Source organism: Actinomadura chokoriensis (genome assembly GCF_041463665.1).
In the GTDB taxonomy this organism is placed as follows: Bacteria; Actinomycetota; Actinomycetes; order Streptosporangiales; family Streptosporangiaceae; genus Spirillospora; species Spirillospora chokoriensis_A.
Genome location: NZ_JAXCEJ010000003.1, coordinates 111,199 through 131,706, shown reverse-complemented (window position 1 = coordinate 131,706; position 20,508 = coordinate 111,199). Strand labels below are relative to the sequence as shown.

The window sequence follows — 20,508 nt, the reverse complement described above, 5'->3', positions numbered from 1 at the left end:
CTTATGTCTGATGTATTTGCCCCGGTGGAGGTCCGGTGCCGGGCGACCCCTCGCTCGCGACCGACGCGGGCGCTCGACCGCTGGTGAAGGTGGGAACGCGTTGAGGACCAGAGGCGGATACGCCGACACCGACTGGGGCCAGGTCCACTACCGGGTCAACGGCGACTCCGGCCCGTGGATCAGCCTGTTCCACGAGTCGCCGCTCTCCTCCCGGGTCTACGAGGACCTCCTGCCCCTGCTCGGCCGGCACGCCCGGGCGGTCGCGTTCGACACCCCCGGCTACGGCGCGTCCGACCCGCCGCCCGGACCCGGGTTCGAGATCCCCGACTACGGCCGCGTGCTCGCGCAGGCGGCGGCCGGGATCGGGATGGAGCGGCCCGTCCTCGGCGGAGTGCACAGCGGGGCGTCCCTCGCGCTCGCGGCCGCCGCCCACCTGCCGGCCTCGGGCCTCGTGCTGAGCGGCGTCCCGCTGTTCGACGCCGACGAGCGGGCCGCGTTCCTCGCGAACTGGACGCCCGAGGCGCCGGTGGACGGCGCGGGCTCGCAGTTCGGCTGGGCCGTCGAGCGCTACCTGCGCACGTGGGGGCCCGACCTGCCGCCCGCGATGCTGCACCTGGCCGTGGTGGAGCTGATGCGGGTCGCGACGCGCTACGAGTGGGGCTACCAGGCGGCGTTCCGGTACGACCCGTCCGACGCGCTCGCCGCCGCGGACGTGCCGGTCCTCCTGCTCGACGCCGAGTCCGACATCCTCGCCCCCAAGGACCCGATCGCGATGGAACTGGCGCGCGACGCGCGCCTCGTCGTCCTGCCCGGCCTGCCCGGGCAGCCGCACCTGCGCGCCCCGGACGGCTACGCCGAGGCCCTGCTGGCGTTCGTCCGGGAGACCGCCGCCCTCGACGGGGACTCATGACCAGGGTCGAGGTGGCGGTGACCGGCACGGTCATGACCGTCACGCTGAACGGGCCGGACCGGATGAACAGCCTGTCCCCGGACACCCTCGACGGCCTGGACGCCGCCCTGGACGCCGCCGAGCGGGACGCCTCCCTGACCTCCCTGGTGATCACCGGGGCGGGCCGGGCGTTCTGCGTCGGGATGGACATCGGCTTCCTCGGCGAGTGCTTCGCGGACCCGCCCGGGGTGTTCCTGCCCTTCATCCGCCGCTACCACGAGTTCCTCGACCGGCTGGAGGCGTGCCCGCTGCCGAGCGTCGCCGCGGTCAACGGCCTCGCCCGCGCGGGCGGCTTCGAACTGCTGCTGGCCTGCGACTTCGTCATCGCGGCCGACGACGCGAAGGTGGGCGACACGCACAGCGACTTCGGGATCGTGCCCGGCGCCGGCGCGTCCCAGCGCGCCCCGCGCAAGATCGGGGACCAGCGCGCCCGCGCGCTGCTGCTCGCGGGCCGCTGGCTGACCGGCCCCGAGATGGTGGACTGGGGCCTCGCCCTCTCCAGCGTCCCGCCGGCGGAGCTCCCGGACGAGGTGGCCCGGCTCACCGGCGCGCTCGGCGACCGGTCCCGCGCGGTCACCGCGATCATCAAACGGCTGCTGAACGCCGCCCCCGACGTGACCCTGGCCGAGGGGCTGCGGCTGGAGCGCGAGCTGTTCACCCGCTTCCACGAGGAGGTCGCCGACGCGGACGAGGGGTACCGCGCCTACGTGGAGAAGCGCAGCCCCGTCTGGAACCGCCGATGACGTTCAGCACGCCGCCGGTCGAGATCACCCAGCCCCTCATCGACGGGCTCGTCGGCCTCGGCGGCTACACCCACCCGCTGTTCCATCCCGGCGACGGCGGCGGCGCGCCGATGCCGGGCCAGGGCGTCCTCCTCCTGATGGGCGGCCTGGTCGAGCAGTCGGGCCTGCTCGACCGCGCGATCGCCCTCCTCGAACTGCGCGAGGTCCGGTTCCTGAAGATGCTCAAGGCGGGCACGACCCTGCACGTCGAGCTCGCGCCGGGCCACTCGGAGCGGACCTCCGGCGGCAAGGTCGTCCGGCATTACCGGTGGACCGCCGTCGACGCCGCGGGGGACGCGATCCTCGAAGCCCGGGCCCTGATGCTCATGCGAGGCCCCGCCGAGCCGGAGGCGGCGGGGCCCTGACCGTTCGCTGATCGCCGGTCGTCCTACGGGCCGGGCCGGTGGTTCACGGGGGCGGGGCCGTTGTGACCAGCGTCACCTACTTTTCCTACTTAAAATATGGGAAAAGGTGATTGAATTGCATGCATCATGTAGCCGCCCCCCCGGTGAGGTTCCGTGCAACCCGACTCGTCGCGCCTTCCCGAGATGCCTCCCGTCGTGCTGGGGGAGGCCCTGACGGAGCAGTCCTACCTGCGGCTCCGTGAGGCGATCCTCCAGCGGAGACTGCCGGCCGGGGCCCGGCTCTCGGTGCCCGCCGTCGCGCGGCGGCTGGGCGTCAGCCGCAGCCCCGCCCGCGAGGCCATCGCCCGCATCGCGGCCGAGGGGCTCGCCACGTTCGTCCCGCGCAAGGGCGCCGTGGTCGCCCGGATCACCGCCGCCGACCTGCTGGAGATCTACGAGCTGCGCGAGGTGCTGGAGGGCCTGGCCGCCCGGCTCGCCGCCGAGCGGATCGCCGCGGACGGCCTGGCCGGCCTCCGCGCGCTGCTCGACCGGCATCGCGCCGCCGTCGAGGACGGCGACGTGGCCCGGCACATGGAGCTCGACCAGGCGTTCCACCGGGCGCTCCGGCACGCCGCCGGCAACCGCCGCCTGCTGGAACCCCTGGACCGGCTGCAGGCCCAGGTGAGGATCGCGATGGACACCACGCACCGCTCACCGGGCGGCATGCCGCAGGCGCTCGCCGAGCACGAGGAGATCCTCGCCGCGCTGCGGGACCACGACGCCGTCCGGGCGGAGGCGGTGGCCCGCGCCCACATCATCCGGCTTCGCCAGAGCATCGCGAGCTCCGGGGACGTCCCGGCCGGCGGCGCCGGGAGCTCACGGGGAGGGGCACGATGACGTCCGCACCGACCGTCGCCGCGGCGGCGGAGGCGCCGCCGCGCGACCGGCCCGGGTGGCCGCGCGTCCGGGAGGGCCTCGGACGCGCGGGATACGGGACCGCCGGCTTCGCGCTGCTGATCGCGGCGTGGTACCTGCTGCACGGGTCCGGGATCGTCGCGAGCGGGCTCCTGCCCCGGCCGGACGAGGTCGTCCGCGCGGCCTGGCGGGGGTTCACCGAGCAGGGGCTGCTGCTGGACGTCCGGGTCAGCGTCACCCGCGTGTTCCTCGGCGTGGCCATCGGCACGGCGGCGGCCGTCCCGGCGGGCTTCCTGCTCGCCTGGTACCGGCCGATGCGGGCGATGTTCGACCCGCTGATCGGCTTCTTCCGCGCGCTGCCGCCGATCGCGCTGATCCCGCTGGTCATCGTGTACTTCGGGATCGGGGAGCCGGCCCGGGTGTCGGTGCTCGTCTACGCCTCGTTCTTCACGGCGGTCATCGTCGTGCACGAGGGGGTCGCCTCGATCGACCCGATCTACGTCAAGGCGGCGCGGTCGCTCGGCGCGAACCGCGCCGAGGTGCTGGTCCGCTGCGTCCTGCCGCTGGCCGTGCCGCAGTTCCTCGTCGCGGTCCGGGTCGCGCTCGGGGTGTCGTGGGCGACGCTGGTGGCCGCCGAGCTGGTCGCGGCGGAGCGGGGGCTCGGCGCCGTCATCCAGGACGCCGGCAGCTTCATGAAGATGACGGACGTGTACGTCGGCATCGCCCTCATCGGCATCGTCGCGCTGGTCATGGACCGGGCGCTCCAGGTGCTCATGCGGAGGGCGACGCGCTGGCAGGAGAGGGCGGGCCGATGAGCGAGTCCGGCGCCGAGAACACCGAGGCCCTCGCGTTCCGCGGAGTGCGCAAGTCCTTCGGCGGACGGGGCGGGACCCTGCGGGTGCTCGACGGGGTCGACTTCGCGGTGGACCGGGGCGAGTTCGTCTCGGTGGTGGGGCCGTCCGGCTGCGGCAAGTCCACCCTCCTCGGCATGGCCGCCGGGTTCGAGTCGCCGGACGAGGGGCGCGTGCTGGCCGGCGGCGCCGGGGTCACCGGCCCCGACCCCGCGCGCGGCGTGGTGTTCCAGCAGTACGCGATCTTCCCCTGGCTGACCGTCGCGGACAACATCGCGTTCGGGCTGCGCCTCAAGGCGTGCCGCGTCCCGCGTGCCGAGCACGCCGGCATCGTCGACCGCTACCTCGAACTGATGGGGCTGACCGGGTTCGCGCGCGCCTACCCCCGGGAGCTGTCGGGCGGGATGCGGCAGCGGGTGGCGATCGCCCGCGCCTACGCGCCCGGCCCCGAGCTGCTGCTGATGGACGAGCCGTTCGCCGCGCTCGACGCGCAGACCCGCGAGTTCCTGCAGGAGTCGCTGCACTCCACGCAGCTGGCCGAACGCAGGACGGTGCTGCTGATCACGCACTCCGTGGAAGAGGCGATCTTCCTGTCCAACCGCGTCGTCGTCATGTCCGCGCGGCCCTCGCGGGTCCGGGACGTGGTGGACGTGGACATCGACATGCCGCGAACGCCCGAGACGCGGCTGACCCCCGAGTTCATCGAACTGCGCCGCCGCCTCGAAGGGGTGCTGCGGTCGCAGTCCTCGACCGTCCGGAAAGGAACCCCCGCATGATCGTCACCCGGAGAGGGCGGCGGCCGCTGCCGTTGCTGCTGTCGGCGCTCGCCCTCCTGCTCGCCGTCGCGGGCTGCGCGCTCGAGAGCGACGGCTCGGACGGCGCCGAGTCGTCCGGCGGCCTCAAGGTCGTCAAGGTCGGCTACCTGCACACGGTGGCGGTCGACGCGCATCTGTGGCTCGGCCAGGTGAATGGAACGTTCGAAAAGCACGGGCTGAAGCTCGAGCCGGTCAAGTTCGACACCGGCATCGCCGAGAGCCAGGCGCTGACCGGCGGTTCCATCGACGTCGCCATCATGGGCGCGGTCGCCGCGAACTTCCCCGCCCGGGGGCAGGGCAAGGTGTTCCTGCTCAACGACGTCGAGTACGACACGGCGCAGCTGTGGGTGCGCAAGGACTCGGGCATCGACTCGATCGGAGACCTGGCGGGCAGGAAGGTGGCCACGACCGAGGGCACCACCGCGCACGTCTTCCTGCACAACGCGCTGAAGGCCGAGGGGGTCGACCCCGGCAAGGTGTCGATCGTCAACTCCCCGATGCCCGCCGCGGTGAACGCCTTCGTCAGCGGCGCCGTGCCCGCCGTGGCGCTCTGGGTGCCGTTCGACCTCCAGGTGACCGAGAACGTGCCCGGCGCCAAGAAGATCACCTCCGCCGGGAAGTACTACCCGCAGTCGGCCATCACCGGCGGCTGGGTCGCCCGGAACTCCTACTACGCCAAGGAGAAGGACACCCTGAAGAAGATCGCCGCCGCCTGGCTGGAGATCAACGAGGCGCTCGTGGGCGACCCGGACGCGAGCCTGAAGAAGGTGCACGAGCACGCGTACCGTAACGACGCGCCGCTCGAGCAGCTCAAGCACAACTTCGGATACGAGAAGACGTTCACCGGCGAGCAGTGGGCCAAGTACTACACCGACGGCACCGCCGCGGGCTGGCTCGGCCGCACCACCGACACCTTCGTCGAGCTGGGCGGGCTGCCCGACGCCAAGAAGCCCGCGGAGTACTTCGACCCGCAGATCTTCCTGACCGCGCGCGAGGAGGCCGCGTGACCGCCGCCGAGCAGCCCGCTCCCGCGCCGACCGCCGGGGTGATCGGGCTGGGCGCCATGGGCGGCCGGGCGGCCGCCCGGCTGGCCGCCGCCCGCCCGACCCACGGCTACGACCTCGACCCGGCGCGGACCCGCGCGGCCGCGGACGCCGGGGTGCTCCGGCGGGCGACGCCGGCGACGTCGCCGAACGCGCCGACGTGCTGGTCGTCTCGCTGCCGGAACCGGCCGACGTGGTGCGCCTCGCGGAGGAGACCCTGGCCGGGCGGCTCCGGCCGGGCGGCGTCGTGGTCGACATCTCCACCATCGACCCGGACAGCGCGCGGGCGGCGGCGCGGGCCGTGGAGTCGGCGGGCGCCGCCTACCTGGACGCGCCCGTCCTCGGCCGCCCGGACAGGTGCGGCGCCTGGACGCTGACGGCCGGCGGGGACCCCGCCGCGGTCGAGCGCGTCCGCCCGGTCCTCGAAGGGACGATCGCCGCCGCCGTCGTCCGCATCGGGGAGGTCGGCGCGGGCAGCGTCGTGAAGCTGCTGAACAACCTGATGTTCGGGGCGATCAACGCGGTCACCGCCGAGGCCCTGGCGATCTGCCGGGCGGCCGGCGTCGACCCGGAGGTGTTCGCCCGCACGGTGGCGGACTCCGGCGCCGCGACCGTCAGCAACCTGTTCCGCGAACTCGCCCCGAAGATCGTCCAGGGCGACCACGCGCCGACGTTCGCGCTCGCGCTGCTGGAGAAGGACAACCGGCTCGCGCTCGCGCTGGCCCGGGAGAGCGGGTCGCCCGCCTTCATCGCCACGGCCGTGGACCAGCTGAACCGCCTCGCCCTGTTCCGGGGGCTCGGCGCCGAGGACACCGGCGCCGTCCACCGCCTCTACGCCGAACTCGCGGCGCAAGCGCGGGCATGAGCGAACCGCTCCCCGACGGGCCGCAGCACGGGCCGCCGCAAGGGCCGCTGCCGATCGACGAGGTGCGGGTCAGGGTCCTGGAGGCGCCGCTGCCCGACCCGGTGCGGATGTCGTTCGCGGCGCTGGCCGCCCGGCGCGCCTGCCTCGTGGAGATCCGGTCCGGTGACCTCGTCGGCATTGGCGAGAGCTGGGTCAACCATCCGGCGTGGGCCTGGCGGGAACGGGTCGCGACGCTGGCGGAGGGCGTCGTCCCGCTGCTGCTCGGCGCGGACGCGTCCGGGATCGGCGCGCTCCGCGCCCGGCTGGCCGGGCGGCTCCTCCCGCTCGGCCGGCAGTGGGGGGCGCCCGGCCCGGTGTGGCAGGCGATCAGCGGCGTGGACATGGCGCTGTGGGATCTGGCGGGGAAGGCGGCGCGGCGGCCGCTCGCGGCGCTGCTGGACGGCGCGCCACCGCGTGACGTGCCCGTCTACGCCAGCGGGATCGGCCCGGACCGGGTCGAGGAGCTGACCGAACGCGCGCTGGCCCGGGGCTTCCGCGCGGTCAAGGTCAAGATCGGCTTCGGTGCGGAGCGGGACGCCGCGATCGTGCGCGCCGCCCGCGCCGTGGCCGGCGACGACATCGCGCTGTTCGCCGACGCCAACCAGGCGTGGACGGTCGGGGAGGCCGTCCGGATGTGCGCGATCCTTCGCGACCACGGCGTCCGATGGTGCGAGGAACCGGTGGACGGCAACGCCCTCGCCGACCTGGAGGACGTGCACGCGAGGACCGGCATGCCCCTCGCGACCGGCGAGAACGTGTACACCCCGGAGGACTTCGCCCGGTACTCGGCGTCCCCGGCCGTGGCCTACATCCAGCCCGACACCGCCAAGACCGGCGGCGTCACCACCGCACTGGACGTCGGACGCGCCGCTCCCGCGCACGGCACCGCGCTCGCCCTGCACTGCTACTCGGGCGCGCTCGGCGTCGCCGCCGCCGCGCACGTCGCCGCGGCGGCGGGCGCCGCCTGGGTGGAGCTGGACGTCCGGGACGACCCGCTGCGCACCGAGCTGGCGGTCACGGCGCCGGAGCCGTCGGACGGGAGGCTCGCCGTCCCGTCCGGCCCCGGGCTCGGCCTGGTGATCGACGAAGAGCGGGCGGCGTCCCGCACCGTGCATTCCGCCCGGTGGGACCGGGCCGGCCTGAAGGAGAAGGACACCCCATGAGCATCACCCCGGTACCCGGCGCCCGGTTCGGCGGCGACGCCCTCGGCGGCGGCGAGCGGCTGGACGTCGTCGATCCCGCCGCCGGCGAGCCCTTCGGCGCGATCGCCGCGGCCGGCGCGGTGGACGCCCGCACCGCGGTGGACGCCGCCGCCGCTGCCTGGCCCGGCTGGGCGGCCACGGCCCCGGCCGAGCGCGCGAAGCGGCTGCGGGCGGCGGCCGCCGCCCTGCGCGACCCCGGCACCGCCGCGGAACTCGCCCTGCTGACCACGCGGGAGACCGGCAAGCGGCTGGCCGAGGCGCGCGGCGAGGTGGGCTTCTCCGCGGCCTTCCTCGACTGGTTCGCGGACGCGGCCGGCGCCCTGCACGGCGACCAGCGGCTGACCGCGGAGCGCCGCTTCCTCATCGGGCACCGCCCGCTGGGAGTGGTGGCGGCCGTGAGCCCGTGGAACTTCCCGCTGTCGATCCCGGCCCGGAAGGTCGGCGCGGCGCTCGCGGCCGGCTGCGCGGTCGTGCTGAAGCCGTCGGAGCTGACGCCGCTGTCCGGCCTGCGCTTCGCCGAGATCCTCGAACGGTTCCTCCCGGCGGGCACGCTGACGACCGTGGCCGGGGACGGGGCGGAGGTGACGAACGCGCTCCTGGACGACCCGCGGGTGGCCGCCGTCAGCTTCACGGGATCGACCAGGGTCGGGCGGCTGGTCGCCGAGCGGTCGGCGGCGACGCTCACCAAGCCGCTGCTGGAACTCGGCGGCCGGGCCCCCTTCGTCGTGCGCGCCGACGCCGACCTGGACGCCGCCGTGGAGAACCTCCTGGTCGCCAAGTACCGCAACAACGGCGCGTCCTGCATCGCCGCCAACAACGTGTTCGTCCACGAGAGCCTGTACGCGGCCTTCGTCGAGGCGTTCACCGCCCGCTCCCGGGCCCTGCGCGCCGGGGACCCGCGCGACGAGGCGACCACGCTCGGCCCGGTGGTCGACGCCTCGCACGTGAAGCGGCTGGACGCCCTGGTCCAGGGGGCGCGCGACTCCGGGGCCGATGTCCGGCAGGACGGACTCGTCCCGTCCGCCGGCTTCTTCGTCGCTCCCGCCGTCGTGGCGGACCCCGGCGATGTGCCCGTCTGGAACGAGGAGGTCTTCGGCCCCGTCGTCGGCGTCCGCCCGTACTCGGGCGAGGACGCGCTGGTCGAGGAGATCAACGGGTGGGACTACGGCCTGGGCGGATACGTGTGCGGCGCGGACGTGGCCGCCGCGGTCCGGCTGGCCGAGCGGCTCCGGATCGGCGTCGTCGGGATCAACAACGGCGCCCCGAACTCGCCCGAGGTGCCGTTCGGCGGTTTCGGGCAGAGCGGCTACGGCCGCGAGGGCGGCCTGGCCGGCCTCCTGGAGTTCACCGGACCGCAGACCGTGTCGATCGGCCGCTGAGCGGCGTCCCGTCGGAAATGTCACATTGACCACGGGCGGGACGGCAGCGCACAATCCTCACTAAGCATGTAGGAAATAGGGAATATCGGGCCGGGGCTCCCCGGGCCCTGAGAAAGGAAGCAGCACGTGACCCTCGCCTTCCACTGGTTCCTGCCCACCTACGGCGACTCGCGCTTCATCGTGGGCGGCGGCCACGGCCAGCTCGCCGGGGCCGCCTCGGGCGACCGGCGCGCCTCGATCGGCTACCTGTCCTCGATCGTGCGGGCCGCCGAGGAGTTCGGCTTCACCGGCGCGCTCACGCCCACCGGCGCGTGGTGCGAGGACGCCTGGCTGACCACCGCGATGCTGGCGCGCGAGTCCGAGCGGCTGGCGTTCCTCGTGGCGATCCGCCCCGGGCTGCTCAGCCCCACGCTCGCCGCCCAGATGGCCGCCACGTTCAGCGCGCACGCGCCGGGGCGCCTGCTGCTCAACGTCGTCACCGGCGGCGAGGCGCACGAGCAGCGCGCCTACGGCGACCACCTGTCCAAGGACGAGAGGTACGCCCGCTGCGACGAGTTCCTGTCGGTCGTGCGGCGGCTGTGGGACGGCGAGACCGTCACCCACCGCGGCGCGCACCTGGACATCGACGCCGCGCGGCTGCCGACCCTCCCGGGCCCCGTCCCGCCGCTGTACTTCGGCGGCTCGTCCGCCGCGGCGGGCCCGGTCGCCGCCGAGCACGCCGACGTGTACCTGACCTGGGGCGAGCCGCCGGAGGCCGTGGCGAAGAAGATCGAGTGGATCCGCGGGCTCGCCGCCGCCCGGGGACGCAAGCCGCGCTTCGGCATCCGGCTGCACGTCATCGCGCGCGACACCGCCGAGGAGGCGTGGCGGCAGGCGGGACGGCTCGTCGAGGCGCTGGGGGAGGACACCGTCGCCGAGGCGCAGGCCTCGCTCGCCCGCAGCGAGTCCACCGGCCAGAGCCGCATGCGCGAACTGCACGAGCGCAGCCGCGCCGACGGCTCCTGGCGCGACCCGCACGCGCTGGAGGTGGCGCCGAACCTGTGGGCCGGCGTCGGCCTGGTGCGCGGCGGCGCGGGGACGGCGCTGGTCGGCAGCCACGCCGAGGTGGCCGAGCGCATCGCCGAGTACGCCGAGATCGGCATCGACGAGTTCGTCCTGTCCGGCTACCCCCACCTCGAGGAGCTGTACTGGTTCGGCGAGGGCGTGCTGCCCCAGCTGACCCGGCGCGGCCTGTTCCACGACGTCTCCGGCGGAGGCGCCGGCCATACGGCCTTCCTGCCCAAGGAGGGCGCGCGATGACGGCACTCGGGCTGAACCTGCGCCGGGTGTACGGCGCCTACCCGACCGGGGTGGCGGTCGTTGCGGGACTGGCCGGCGGCCGGCCCGCCGGCATCGCCGCCAGCTCGTTCGTCCCGGTGTCCCTGGCCCCGCCCCTGGTGTCGGTGTGCGTCGCGCACACCTCGACGACCTGGCCGCTGCTGCGCGAGCTGCCCCGGATCGGCATCAGCGTGCTCGGCGCCCACCAGGAGCACGTCGGCCGGAGTCTCGGCTCCCGCGACGGCGACCGGTTCGCCGGCGTGGGCTGGCGGTCGACCGCGGACGGGTGCGTGCTCGTCGACGACGCGTCCGCCTGGTTCGACTGCTCCGTCGAGGAGCAGTTCCGCTCCGGCGACCACGACATCGTCGTCTTCCGCGTCCACGACCTGGACGCGGCGGCCGACGTCCCCCCGCTGGTCTTCCACGCCAGCGCCTTCCGGAGGCTCGGCTAATTCCTACTTTGTTGGTAGGTATTGACGGATACATGATCGTCCGCTTACGTTGGCGATGACCGGCTGATCGTGATGGGAGAGAGCCACGTGAGAGCGATGCCGAGCCCATGGAGAACCGCCACCGTCCTGGCGCCCGTCCTGGCATGCGTCATGGCGCTGGCCGCCTGCGGGTCCGGCGGCGGTGCGTCCGATGGCGGTGCCTCCGGCGGTGGCGCGGGCGCCCCGAGGAGCGGTGGCACGCTCACCTTCGCGGTCGGGTCGGACGCGGGCTGCGTCGACCCGCAGCAGGTCGGCAGCAACGACACCATCTACTCGGTGCGGCAGCTGGTCGACTCGCTCACCGATCAGGACCCGTCCACCGGCAAGATCGTCCCGTGGCTGGCGCGGAGCTGGACGGTCGGCGACGACGCCCGGAAGTTCACCTTCCGCCTGCGGCCGGGAGTGACCTTCAGCGACGGGACCGCGCTGACCGCCGAGGTCGTCAAGGCCAACTTCGAGGCCGTCCCGAAGCTCGGCCCGCTGGCCGGGCTGGCGGCGGGCTACCTGAGCGGGTACGAGGGCACCCGCGTGGTGGACGACCTCACCGCCGAAGTGCGGTTCAAGGAGCCGAACGCCCAGTTCCTCCAGGCCACCACCACCCACTCGCTCGGGATCGTGTCGGCGGCCAGCGCGCGCATGACCCCGCAGCGGCGGTGCAGCGAGGGGATCATCGGGTCGGGGCCGTTCACCCTGGCGAGGTACGCGCCCAACCAGTCCATCGAACTGGCGAACCGCAAGGGCTACGCGTGGGGCTCGTCGCTCTGGAGGAAGCAGGGCGGCGCCTACCTCGACCGCCTCGTGTTCAAGATCCTCCCCGAGGCGGGCGTGCGGACGGGCGGGCTGCAGTCCGGCCAGCTCGACGCCATCGGCAGCGTCGGGCGGGCGGACGAGGCGGCGCTCAAGGCGTCCGGCGTCCGGCTGCAGGCACGCGCCAATCCCGGCGTGGTCTTCGGACTGGCCCCGAACAACGAGCGCTTCCCGCTGGACGACGAGAAGGTGCGCCAGGCGATCACACTGGCGATCGACCGGAGACAGGTCGCCGAGACCGTCTTCCCCTCCGGGACGCGGCCCGCGACGAGCGTCCTCGCCCACACGACACCGGGATACGTCGATGTCGGGACGCTGGCGCCCGACCGGGCGCGGGCCGGGCGACTGCTGGACGCCGCCGGCTGGACGGCCGGGAGCGACGGCGTCCGGCGGAAGGACGGCCGCAAGCTGAGCCTGACCGCGACCTGGTTCGCCATCGCGGCCACCAACCGGCCGTCGCTCGAGCTGATCCAGCAGCACCTCAAGGCGGTGGGCGTCCAGCTCGCCCTCAAGGAGGTGCCGATCGCGCGGATCGCGCAGGTGCAGCAGTCAGGCGACTTCGACCTGCTGTGGGTGAACGTCACCCGCGCCGACCCCGACATCCTGCGCAACTCGTTCTCGTCCAAGCTCGCCAACGCCTACCGGGTGCCCGCCACCGACCTCGATGCCCTCCTGGACGGCCAGGCCGCCGCGTCCGACCAGGCCGAGCGGTGGGACCTGGTCGCCAGGGCGCAGCGGCAGATCGTCCAGCACGCCTACACGATCCCGGTCGTGGAACTGCAGACCGAGCTGGGCACCGCCAGGAAGGTGCACGACCTGCGGTTCGACGCGTCGAGCCGCATCCAGCTCCACGACACCTGGATCGGGTAGGCGCGCCGCACATGCGACGTTACGTGGTCCTGCGCCTCCTGCAGGCCGCCATGGTGCTGTGGGCGGCCTACACGCTGTCGTTCCTCATCCTCGACGTCCTGCCCGGCGACCCGGTCTCGGCGATGGCCGTGTCGAGCGCCGACCAGGGGGTGGTCGATCCCGCGCGGATCGAGCACCTGAAGAGCGAGTACGGCTACGACAAGCCTCTCCCGCTGCGGTACGCCGGCTACCTCGGCGCGGCGCTGCACGGCGACTTCGGCGACTCGGTGTCCACCGGCCGGCCCGTCACGTCCGTGATCGCCGACGCGCTGCCGCAGACCGTGCAGCTGACCGGGGCGGGGCTGCTGGCCGGGGTGGCGGCCGGCGGCGGGCTGGCGATGGCCGCGACCTGCACCTCGGCGCGGTGGTTGCGGCAGCTGCTGCTCTCGCTGCCGCCGCTCGGCGTGTCGGTCCCGACGTTCTGGGCGGGCCTCATGCTCGTCGAGGTGTTCTCGTTCCGCGCGCGGCTGCTGCCCGCCTTCGGGAACGACGGGCTGCGGGGGCTGGTGCTGCCCGCCGTCACGCTGGCGATCCCGACCGGCGCGATCGTGGCGCAGGTGCTGTCCAAGAGCCTGCTCACCGTGCTCGACGAGCCGTACGTCCAGACGGCCAGGGCGAAGGGGGCCGGACGGGCGCGGATCCACCTGCGGCACGCGCTGCGCAACGCGTCGCTGCCCGCGCTTACGGTCATCGGGCTCCTCGTGGGGCAGCTCATCGCCAACGCGGTCGTGGTCGAGACGGTCTTCTCCCGCAACGGGCTCGGACGCGTCACCGCCGCCGCGGTCGCCGTCCAGGACCTCCCGCTCGTGCAGGGCGTCGTGGTGTTCGCCTCGCTGGTGTTCGTCCTGGTCAACCTCATCGTCGACCTCGTCTACCCGCTGCTCGACCCGCGCATCGTCGTCGCGGGCGGCCGGCACTGGAGTTCAGCATGAGCAGCATCCTGGACAAGGGCGTCACGGCGGAGGCCGCCCTCCGTACCTCGGACGCCGCCGCGCCGGCCGTCCGCCGCCGCGACGGCGGGGCCCGGGCCGTCCGCTTCCTACTGAGACGTCCTGGCCTGGTGCTCTCCATCCTCGTGATCGCGGCGGTGGTGCTGGCGTCGTTCTGGCCCGGACTGCTCACCTCGCGGGACCCGCTCACCGGGGTACCGGCGCAGAGCTTCCGCGCGCCGGGCGGAGCGCACTGGTTCGGCACCGACGAACTCGGCCGCGACCTGTACGCGCGCGTCGTGCACGGCGCGGCGCTGTCGATGAAGGCGACGCTGATCGCGGTCGCGGTCGCGTTCGCCGCCGGCGGGCTGCTCGGCCTGCTCGCCGGGTTCGCCGGCCGCTGGATCGACGACGTGCTGATGCGCTTCGTCGACGTGCTGCTGTCCATTCCCGCGCTGTTCCTGTCCCTCGCCCTGGTCACCGCCCTCGGCTACGGGACGGTGAAGGTCGCGGTCGCCGTCGGCGTCGCCGGGGTCGCCACGTTCGCGCGGGTGATGCGGTCCGAGGTGCTGCGGGTCCGCCAGGCCGTCTACGTCGAGGCGGCCAGATCCTGCGGAACCCGCTGGTACGGCGTGCTCGGGCGGCACGTCCTGCCGAACGCGACGGGGCCGGTGCTCGTCCTGGCCACCCTCGACTTCGGCACGTCGGTGCTCGCCGTCTCTTCGCTGAGCTTCCTCGGCTACGGGGCGGCGCCGCCGGCCCCCGAATGGGGGACGCTGATCTCCGACGGCCGCAACTACCTGGCCAACGCCTGGTGGATGACCGCCCTCCCCGGCCTGACGATCGCGGCGACCGTGCTCGCGACCAACCGGATCGCGCGGGCGCTGGACGGCGAGTGGGCGGGGCGGCGATGACCGGCCGGGACGCCCCGCTCCTCGAAGTCACCGACCTGTCCGTCTCCTACCGCGCCAGGAGGGGCCGGGTGGAGGCCGTCCGGGGCGTCGCCCTCGACGTGCGCCCCGGCGAGATCGTCGCGCTGGTGGGGGAGTCGGGGTCGGGGAAGAGCACCACCGCGCACGCCGTCACCCGGCTGCTGCCCGGCAACGCCTCGCTCGACGCGGGCCGGGTCCTGTTCGGCGGACGTGACCTGGCGGCCCTGTCCGAACGGGAGCTGCGCACCGTCCGCGGCGCCCGGATCGGCCTCGTCCCGCAGGACCCGGGCGTCTCGCTGAACCCGGTGAAGCGGATCGGCGAGCAGGTGGCGGAGGTGCTGCGGCTGCACGGGCGGGCCACCCGCCGTACGGCGGCGCCGGCCGCGGTCGAGGCGCTGGAGCTGGCCGGGATGCCCGAGCCGCGGGTCAGGGCGCGGCAGTACCCGCACGAGCTGTCCGGCGGGATGCGGCAGCGCGCGCTGATCGCCATCGCGATCGCCGCCGGACCGGAGCTGATCGTCGCGGACGAGCCCACCAGCGCCCTCGACGTCACCGTCCAGCGCCGCATCCTCGACCACCTCCAGTACCTGACCGGCGAGCTCGGCACGGCCGTCCTGCTCGTCACCCACGATCTCGGCGTCGCGGCGGACCGGGCCGAGCGCGTCGTCGTGATGTCGGAGGGCCGCGTCGTCGAGGCCGGCCCCACCCGGCGGGTCCTCGACGACCCGGCGGACGCCCGCACGCGTCGGCTGCTGCGCAGCGCGCCGAGCCTCGCCGTCGCCCGGCCGCGCGCCCGTCCCGCCGTGCCCGCGCCGCAGCCCTCCGCCGAGACGCCGCTGGTCACCGCCGAACATCTCGGCAAGGAGTTCCCGCTGCCGCGCGCCCGGGACGGTGCCCGGACGGTGCGGGCCGTGGACGACGTCAGCCTCACCCTGCACCGGGGGCGGACGCTCGCTTTGGTCGGCGAGTCGGGATCGGGCAAGTCGACCACGGCCCGCCTGATCCTGCGGCTCGTCCAGCCGACCTCGGGACGGATCGTCTTCGACGGCGAGGACGTCACCGCGACGGGCGGGGAGCGGCTGCGGCGGCTGCGGCGGCGGGCCCAGCTCGTCTACCAGAACCCCTACGCGTCGCTCGACCCCCGCTTCACCATCGGCGAGGCGATCACCGAGCCGCTGCGGGCGTTCCGGGTCGGCGACCGGGCGTCCCGCACGGCCCGCGCCCGCGAGCTGCTCGACCGCGTCGCGCTCCCCGCTGCGACGCTGGAGCGCCGGCCCGCCGAGCTGTCGGGCGGGCAGCGGCAGCGGGTCGCGATCGCCCGTGCGCTCGCGCTTGAACCGGACCTGGTGGTGTGCGACGAGCCGGTGTCCGCCCTCGACGTGTCCGTGCAGGCGCAGGTCCTGGAGCTGCTCGCCGAACTGCAGGCCGGCCTCGGGGTGGCGTACCTGTTCATCTCGCACGACCTCGCCGTCGTCCGGGAGATCGCGCACCGGGTCGCGGTCATGAAGGACGGCCGGGTGGTCGAGACGGGCGCCACCGGCGCCATCTTCGGCGGCCCGTCCCACGACTACACCCGCGAGCTGCTCGCCGCCATCCCGGGCGGCGGCGGCGCTCACGTCGAGGACCCGGGCGCACGCCCGAGGAAGGAACGGACATGACCGCACGGACTACCGCGGGCGTCCCCACCCGCGCCCACGCCTACGCCTGCGCCCACGCCTACGCCTACGCCCACGCCTATGCCCGCGCCGAGGACACGGGCACGGCTGACCGATGACCGCGATCCGCAGCCTGTCCTTCCTCACCCCCGGCAACTATCCCGACGACGACCCGCGCGCCGGCCTTGAGGCGACGCTCCGGCTGTTCGAGTTCGGCGAGGCCGAGGGGTTCGACGGCGCCTGGATCCGGCAGCGCCATCTGGAGCACGGCGTCTCGTCGGCGGCGGTGTTCCTGGCCGCCGCGAGCCAGCGCACCGACCATGTCGAGCTCGGCACCGCGGTGATCCCCATCGGCTACGAGAACCCGTTCCGGCTGGGCGAGGACCTCACGACCGTGGACGTCCTCTCCGGCGGCCGGCTGCAGGCGGGGTTCAGCACCGGGATGCCGCACGCCGAACTGCTGGGCGATCTCGTCCACGACGGCGACTGGCGCGACCACGACCTCTCCTACGGACGGATCGCCCGGCTGCTCCACCATCTGCGCGGCGAGTACCTCGGCGGACCGGACACGGTCGTCCACTCGCCGGGCAACGTCCAGCGGCCCCGGCTCCAGCCGCACAGCCCCGGACTGCTGGACCGCGTCTGGTACGGGGGCGGGAGCCTGCGCTCGGTCCGCTGGGCGGCCGAGCACGGCCTCAACCTGCTGACCGGCAACATCGTCCAGGGCGAGGGCACCGACGACTTCGTCGAGGCGCAGCTCGCGCTGATCGCCGAGTACCGCCGGCTGCTTCCGCCGGATCGGCCGGGACGGATCGCGCTCGGCCGCGTGGTCGTCCCGCTGGACGGCGCGGACGCCGCGACCCGCGAGCGCTACCGGCGGTACGCGGCGAGCCGGCACGAGCGCACCCTGAAGCCGATGGGGGAGCGGCGGATCCTGTTCGCCCCCGATCTCGTCGGCACGTCCGCCGAGATCGTCGAGCGGCTGAAGGCGGACGCCGCCGTGGCCGCCGTCTCCGAGCTGCGCCTGGAGCTGCCCTACGAGTTCGACGAACGCGACTACGAGCAGATCCTCTACGACACGCGCACCCTGATCGCGCCCGAGCTGGGCTGGCGACCCGCGTCGTCCTCCGGGAGACCGCGGCCCGTCCCGGCCTGACGGCACTCCCTCGACACGATTGGCGAAACATGAAACTTGTCGTTCTGGTGGGAAATCCCCGGCCGGGGTCCCGCACGCTGCAGGTCGCGCTCCAGGCCGCCGACGCGGTGGCCGAGCGGATCGGGCACACAGGCGCCGCGGACGTCGTCGACCTCTCCTCGCATGCGCCCGGACTGCTCGACGCGTCACCACCGCCGGACGTGCGGGACGCGCTGGAGCGGGTCGCCGGCGCCGACGTCCTGGTGGTGGCCAGCCCCACCTACAAGGCCACCTACACCGGCCTCCTCAAGGTGTTCCTCGACCGCCTTCCCGGCGGCGCGCTGGCGTCCGCGGTGGCGTTGCCTCTGTTGGTGATGGGGGATGCCAAGCATGCGCTGGCGGTCGAGGTGCATCTGCGGCCGCTCCTGGTGGAACTCGGCGCGATCGTGCCGACACCCGGCCTGGCCTTCCTAGAGTCACAGATTCCCGGCGCCGCCGAAGTACTCGGTGCCTGGGCCGGCCAGGCCGCCCCCCAGGTGTCGGCGGCGCTCACGAGCAGGATCGCTTTGGAGGAGGTCCGGTAATGCCCGTCAAGCAGATCCATCTGGCGGCCCATTTCCCAGGCGTCAACAACACCACCGTCTGGTCGGATCCCCGGTCCGCCAGCCAGATCGACTTCGCGTCGTTCGTCCACCTGGCCGAGACCGCGGAACGCGGGAAATTCGACTTCTTCTTCCTGGCCGAGGGACTGCGGCTGCGGGAGATGAAAGGACGCATCCACGAACTGGACGTCGCCGGACGGCCCGAGTCGCTCACCGTGCTGTCCGCGCTGTCGGGCGTCACCACTCGTCTCGGGCTCGCCGCGACGGTCAACTCCACGTTCAACGAGCCCTACGAGGTGGCGCGCCGGCTGGCCACCCTCGACCACCTCAGCGGCGGCCGGGCCGCCTGGAACGTCGTGACGAGCTATGACGCCTTCACCGGGGAGAACTTCCGGCGCGGCGGATTCCTGGCCGAGGCCGACCGCTACACCCGCGCGGCCGAGTTCCTGCACACCGCCCGCGAGCTGTGGGACTCGTGGGCGGACGGCGACCTCGTCGCCGACCCGGCGGCGGGGGAGTTCGTCCGCCGCGGCGCGGGCGCGTTCGCGCACCGCGGGCCGCAGTTCGACATCGCCGGCCGGTTCAACGTGCCGCGCGGGCCGCAGGGCCACCCGGTGATCATCCAGGCGGGCGACTCGCCGGAGGGCCGGGAGTTCGCCGCCGCCGACGCCGACGTGATCTTCAGCCGGCACGGCACCCTGGAGGACGGCCGGGCCTTCTACAAGGACGTCAAGAGCCGGCTCGCCCGGCACGGGCGGCGGCCGGACGAGCTGAAGATCATGCCGGCCGTCACCTGCGTCCTCGGCGACACCGAGCAGGACGCGGCCGAGCGCGCCGCCGGGATCCGCCGCGCGCAGGTCTCGCCGCAGACCGCCATCGCCTACCTGGAGGGGTTCTGGGGACGCGACCTGTCGGCCTACGACCCCGACGGCCCGCTCCCGGACGTCGAGCCCGATCTCGACGAGGGCGTCTCGAAGGGGCGCGCCCAGTTCCGCGGCGACCGGAGCGAGACCGTCCGGCGGTGGCGGGCGCTGGCCGCCGAGCGCGGCCTGAGCATCCGCGAACTGGTCATCGAGGCGGCCGGGCGGCAGACGTTCGTCGGCACCCCGCGCTCGGTGGCCGACCAGATCGACGAGTTCGTGCAGACCGACGCCGCCGACGGCTTCGTGTTCGTCCCGCACCTGACCCCGGGCGGCCTCGACGACCTGGTGGACCGGGTCGTCCCGCTGCTGCAGGAGAAGGGCGTCTTCCGCACCGACTACACCGGGTCCACGCTGCGCGACCACCTCGGCCTCGGAGCACCGCGCGCCCGCAAGGAGGCTTCATGACCGGTCTGCACCTGTCCGTCGCGCTCAACGACGCCGGGTGGCATCCCGCCGCGTGGCGCGACCCCGCCGCCCGTCCGGCCGGCCTGTTCACCGCCGGTCACTGGACCGGCCTGGCCGCGGAGGCCGAGCGCGGGCTGCTCGACTTCCTCACCATCGAGGACTCCCTCGGCCTCCAGTCGTCCGCCCCGGCCGCCACCGACGACCGGACCGACCAGGTCAGGGGCCGTCTCGACGCCGTGCTGGTGGCCGCCCGGCTCGCCCCCGCCACCACCCGGATCGGGCTCGTCCCGACCACGATCACCGCGCACACCGAGCCGTTCCACGTCTCCATCGGCATCGCGTCCCTGGACCACGCGAGCGGGGGACGCGCGGGCTGGCGGCCGCAGGTCGCCGGCGCCCGCCTCGGCGACGCCGCCCACTTCGGCCGCCGCGCCTTCCCCGAGGCCGGCCCGCCCTGGTTCGCCACGGACGAGGGGAGGGCGTTCATCGCCGGACTGTTCGCCGAGGCCGACGACTTCGTGGAGGTCGTGCGGCGGCTCTGGGACAGCTGGGACGACGACGCGGAGATCCGCGACGTCGCGACCGGCCGGTTCCTGGACCGCGACAAGCTGCACTACATCGACTTCGAGGGCGCCCACTTCAGCGTCCGCGGGCCCTCGATCACGCCGCGCCCGCCGCAGGGGCAGCCGCTCGTCACCGCCCTGGCCCACGACGTCGGCCCGTACGAGTTCGCCGCGCGCGGCGCCGACGTCGTCTACGTCACGCCGCACTCGCGTCCGGACGCCGTCACCGTCATCGCCCAGGTCCGCGAGGCGGAGCGGACCGTCGGACGGACCGGCGACCCGCTGCGCGTCTTCGCCGACCTGGTGGTCTTCCTCGACGAGACGCCGGGCGCGGCGGCTGCCCGCAAGGCCCGGCTGGACGGTCTCGACGGCGCCGCGCTCGCCTCCGACGCCGAGATCTTCACCGGCACGCCCGGCGACCTGGCCGACCTCCTGCTCGACTGGCGGGACGCGGGCCTGGACGGCTTCCGCCTCCGCCCCGGCGTCCTCCCGTCCGACCTGACCGGGATCACCCGCGGCCTGGTGCCCGTGCTCCAGGACCGCGGCGCGTTCCGGACCGCCTACGAGGCCGCCACGCTGCGCGGCCATCTCGGCCTGGCCCGCCCCGCCGGCCGCTACGCGCCGGCATGAGCCGGCCGTTCCCTCGATTCCCCGGG

The 20,508-nt window shown here is 74.2% G+C and carries 20 protein-coding genes and 1 pseudogene; all 21 read left to right on the top strand.

Features of this window, described 5'->3' with window-relative positions:
- Positions 1-100 precede the first annotated feature (100 nt).
- A complete protein-coding gene (locus SM418_RS06825) occupies positions 101-910 on the top strand; it encodes an alpha/beta fold hydrolase (RefSeq protein WP_371939794.1) in 810 nt (269 codons plus the stop codon).
- Positions 907-1,692 (top strand): enoyl-CoA hydratase/isomerase family protein, encoded by a 786-nt coding sequence (locus SM418_RS06820; protein WP_371939793.1) that lies wholly within the window; start codon positions 907-909, stop codon positions 1,690-1,692. Before SM418_RS06825 ends, SM418_RS06820 begins: the two co-directional genes overlap by 4 nt.
- Positions 1,689-2,096, top strand: a complete 408-nt coding sequence (locus SM418_RS06815; RefSeq protein ID WP_371939792.1) for a hypothetical protein — start codon at positions 1,689-1,691, stop codon at positions 2,094-2,096. Before SM418_RS06820 ends, SM418_RS06815 begins: the two co-directional genes overlap by 4 nt.
- Before the next feature lie 183 nt (positions 2,097-2,279).
- Positions 2,280-2,972: a GntR family transcriptional regulator gene (locus SM418_RS06810; protein ID WP_371939791.1), complete on the top strand. Its 693-nt coding sequence runs from the start codon at positions 2,280-2,282 to the stop codon at positions 2,970-2,972.
- Positions 2,969-3,805, top strand: coding sequence for an ABC transporter permease (locus SM418_RS06805; protein WP_371939790.1), 837 nt, complete (start codon positions 2,969-2,971; stop codon positions 3,803-3,805). Before SM418_RS06810 ends, SM418_RS06805 begins: the two co-directional genes overlap by 4 nt.
- On the top strand, positions 3,802-4,617 hold the full coding sequence (locus tag SM418_RS06800) for an ABC transporter ATP-binding protein (RefSeq protein ID WP_371939789.1): 816 nt from the start codon (positions 3,802-3,804) through the stop codon (positions 4,615-4,617). Before SM418_RS06805 ends, SM418_RS06800 begins: the two co-directional genes overlap by 4 nt.
- The gene (locus SM418_RS06795; RefSeq protein WP_371939788.1) at positions 4,614-5,663 is read left to right on the top strand and encodes an ABC transporter substrate-binding protein; all 1,050 of its coding nucleotides are present in this window, start codon (positions 4,614-4,616) and stop codon (positions 5,661-5,663) included. Before SM418_RS06800 ends, SM418_RS06795 begins: the two co-directional genes overlap by 4 nt.
- Before the next feature lie 169 nt (positions 5,664-5,832).
- Positions 5,833-6,141: pseudogene (locus tag SM418_RS06790) on the top strand (NAD(P)-binding domain-containing protein); the annotation flags it as partial.
- On the top strand, positions 6,133-6,564 hold the full coding sequence (locus SM418_RS06785) for an NAD-binding protein (RefSeq protein ID WP_371940125.1): 432 nt from the start codon (positions 6,133-6,135) through the stop codon (positions 6,562-6,564). The pseudogene SM418_RS06790 and the gene SM418_RS06785, both read left to right, overlap by 9 nt.
- The gene (locus SM418_RS06780) at positions 6,561-7,766 is read left to right on the top strand and encodes a mandelate racemase/muconate lactonizing enzyme family protein (protein ID WP_371939787.1); all 1,206 of its coding nucleotides are present in this window, start codon (positions 6,561-6,563) and stop codon (positions 7,764-7,766) included. Before SM418_RS06785 ends, SM418_RS06780 begins: the two co-directional genes overlap by 4 nt.
- On the top strand, positions 7,763-9,184 hold the full coding sequence (locus SM418_RS06775) for an aldehyde dehydrogenase family protein (protein WP_371939786.1): 1,422 nt from the start codon (positions 7,763-7,765) through the stop codon (positions 9,182-9,184). Before SM418_RS06780 ends, SM418_RS06775 begins: the two co-directional genes overlap by 4 nt.
- A 126-nt stretch (positions 9,185-9,310) precedes the next feature.
- Positions 9,311-10,483, top strand: coding sequence for an LLM class flavin-dependent oxidoreductase (locus SM418_RS06770; protein WP_371939785.1), 1,173 nt, complete (start codon positions 9,311-9,313; stop codon positions 10,481-10,483).
- Positions 10,480-10,953, top strand: coding sequence for a flavin reductase family protein (locus tag SM418_RS06765; protein ID WP_371939784.1), 474 nt, complete (start codon positions 10,480-10,482; stop codon positions 10,951-10,953). Before SM418_RS06770 ends, SM418_RS06765 begins: the two co-directional genes overlap by 4 nt.
- Before the next feature lie 96 nt (positions 10,954-11,049).
- The gene (locus tag SM418_RS06760) at positions 11,050-12,669 is read left to right on the top strand and encodes an ABC transporter substrate-binding protein (protein ID WP_371939783.1); all 1,620 of its coding nucleotides are present in this window, start codon (positions 11,050-11,052) and stop codon (positions 12,667-12,669) included.
- Between the two features lie 11 nt (positions 12,670-12,680).
- Positions 12,681-13,640, top strand: a complete 960-nt coding sequence (locus tag SM418_RS06755; protein ID WP_371939782.1) for an ABC transporter permease — start codon at positions 12,681-12,683, stop codon at positions 13,638-13,640.
- On the top strand, positions 13,637-14,551 hold the full coding sequence (locus SM418_RS06750) for an ABC transporter permease (protein WP_371939781.1): 915 nt from the start codon (positions 13,637-13,639) through the stop codon (positions 14,549-14,551). Before SM418_RS06755 ends, SM418_RS06750 begins: the two co-directional genes overlap by 4 nt.
- Positions 14,548-16,227, top strand: a complete 1,680-nt coding sequence (locus SM418_RS06745; RefSeq protein ID WP_371939780.1) for a dipeptide ABC transporter ATP-binding protein — start codon at positions 14,548-14,550, stop codon at positions 16,225-16,227. Before SM418_RS06750 ends, SM418_RS06745 begins: the two co-directional genes overlap by 4 nt.
- Positions 16,228-16,339: 112 nt before the next feature.
- Positions 16,340-17,380, top strand: coding sequence for an LLM class flavin-dependent oxidoreductase (locus SM418_RS06740; RefSeq protein WP_371939779.1), 1,041 nt, complete (start codon positions 16,340-16,342; stop codon positions 17,378-17,380).
- Positions 17,381-17,409: 29 nt separating this feature from the next.
- Positions 17,410-17,943, top strand: a complete 534-nt coding sequence (locus SM418_RS06735; RefSeq protein WP_371939778.1) for an NADPH-dependent FMN reductase — start codon at positions 17,410-17,412, stop codon at positions 17,941-17,943.
- Positions 17,943-19,289: an NtaA/DmoA family FMN-dependent monooxygenase gene (locus SM418_RS06730; protein ID WP_371939777.1), complete on the top strand. Its 1,347-nt coding sequence runs from the start codon at positions 17,943-17,945 to the stop codon at positions 19,287-19,289. Before SM418_RS06735 ends, SM418_RS06730 begins: the two co-directional genes overlap by 1 nt.
- Positions 19,286-20,482 carry an LLM class flavin-dependent oxidoreductase gene (locus SM418_RS06725; protein ID WP_371939776.1) on the top strand — a complete coding sequence of 399 codons (1,197 nt, stop codon included), beginning with the start codon at positions 19,286-19,288 and terminating at the stop codon, positions 20,480-20,482. Before SM418_RS06730 ends, SM418_RS06725 begins: the two co-directional genes overlap by 4 nt.
- The last annotated feature ends 26 nt before the right edge of the window (positions 20,483-20,508 follow it).

Bases quoted from the DNA above. Each gene is read 5' to 3' on its own strand.
- SM418_RS06820 (WP_371939793.1), top strand. From the start codon at position 907: ATGACCAGGGTCGAGGTGGCGGTGACCGGCACGGTCATGACCGTCACG.
- SM418_RS06815 (WP_371939792.1), top strand. From the start codon at position 1,689: ATGACGTTCAGCACGCCGCCGGTCGAGATCACCCAGCCCCTCATCGAC.
- SM418_RS06810 (WP_371939791.1), top strand. From the start codon at position 2,280: ATGCCTCCCGTCGTGCTGGGGGAGGCCCTGACGGAGCAGTCCTACCTG.
- SM418_RS06805 (WP_371939790.1), top strand. From the start codon at position 2,969: ATGACGTCCGCACCGACCGTCGCCGCGGCGGCGGAGGCGCCGCCGCGC.
- SM418_RS06800 (WP_371939789.1), top strand. From the start codon at position 3,802: ATGAGCGAGTCCGGCGCCGAGAACACCGAGGCCCTCGCGTTCCGCGGA.
- SM418_RS06795 (WP_371939788.1), top strand. From the start codon at position 4,614: ATGATCGTCACCCGGAGAGGGCGGCGGCCGCTGCCGTTGCTGCTGTCG.
- SM418_RS06780 (WP_371939787.1), top strand. From the start codon at position 6,561: ATGAGCGAACCGCTCCCCGACGGGCCGCAGCACGGGCCGCCGCAAGGG.
- SM418_RS06775 (WP_371939786.1), top strand. From the start codon at position 7,763: ATGAGCATCACCCCGGTACCCGGCGCCCGGTTCGGCGGCGACGCCCTC.
- SM418_RS06765 (WP_371939784.1), top strand. From the start codon at position 10,480: ATGACGGCACTCGGGCTGAACCTGCGCCGGGTGTACGGCGCCTACCCG.
- SM418_RS06760 (WP_371939783.1), top strand. From the start codon at position 11,050: ATGCCGAGCCCATGGAGAACCGCCACCGTCCTGGCGCCCGTCCTGGCA.
- SM418_RS06755 (WP_371939782.1), top strand. From the start codon at position 12,681: ATGCGACGTTACGTGGTCCTGCGCCTCCTGCAGGCCGCCATGGTGCTG.
- SM418_RS06750 (WP_371939781.1), top strand. From the start codon at position 13,637: ATGAGCAGCATCCTGGACAAGGGCGTCACGGCGGAGGCCGCCCTCCGT.
- SM418_RS06745 (WP_371939780.1), top strand. From the start codon at position 14,548: ATGACCGGCCGGGACGCCCCGCTCCTCGAAGTCACCGACCTGTCCGTC.
- SM418_RS06740 (WP_371939779.1), top strand. From the start codon at position 16,340: ATGACCGCGATCCGCAGCCTGTCCTTCCTCACCCCCGGCAACTATCCC.
- SM418_RS06735 (WP_371939778.1), top strand. From the start codon at position 17,410: ATGAAACTTGTCGTTCTGGTGGGAAATCCCCGGCCGGGGTCCCGCACG.
- SM418_RS06730 (WP_371939777.1), top strand. From the start codon at position 17,943: ATGCCCGTCAAGCAGATCCATCTGGCGGCCCATTTCCCAGGCGTCAAC.
- SM418_RS06725 (WP_371939776.1), top strand. From the start codon at position 19,286: ATGACCGGTCTGCACCTGTCCGTCGCGCTCAACGACGCCGGGTGGCAT.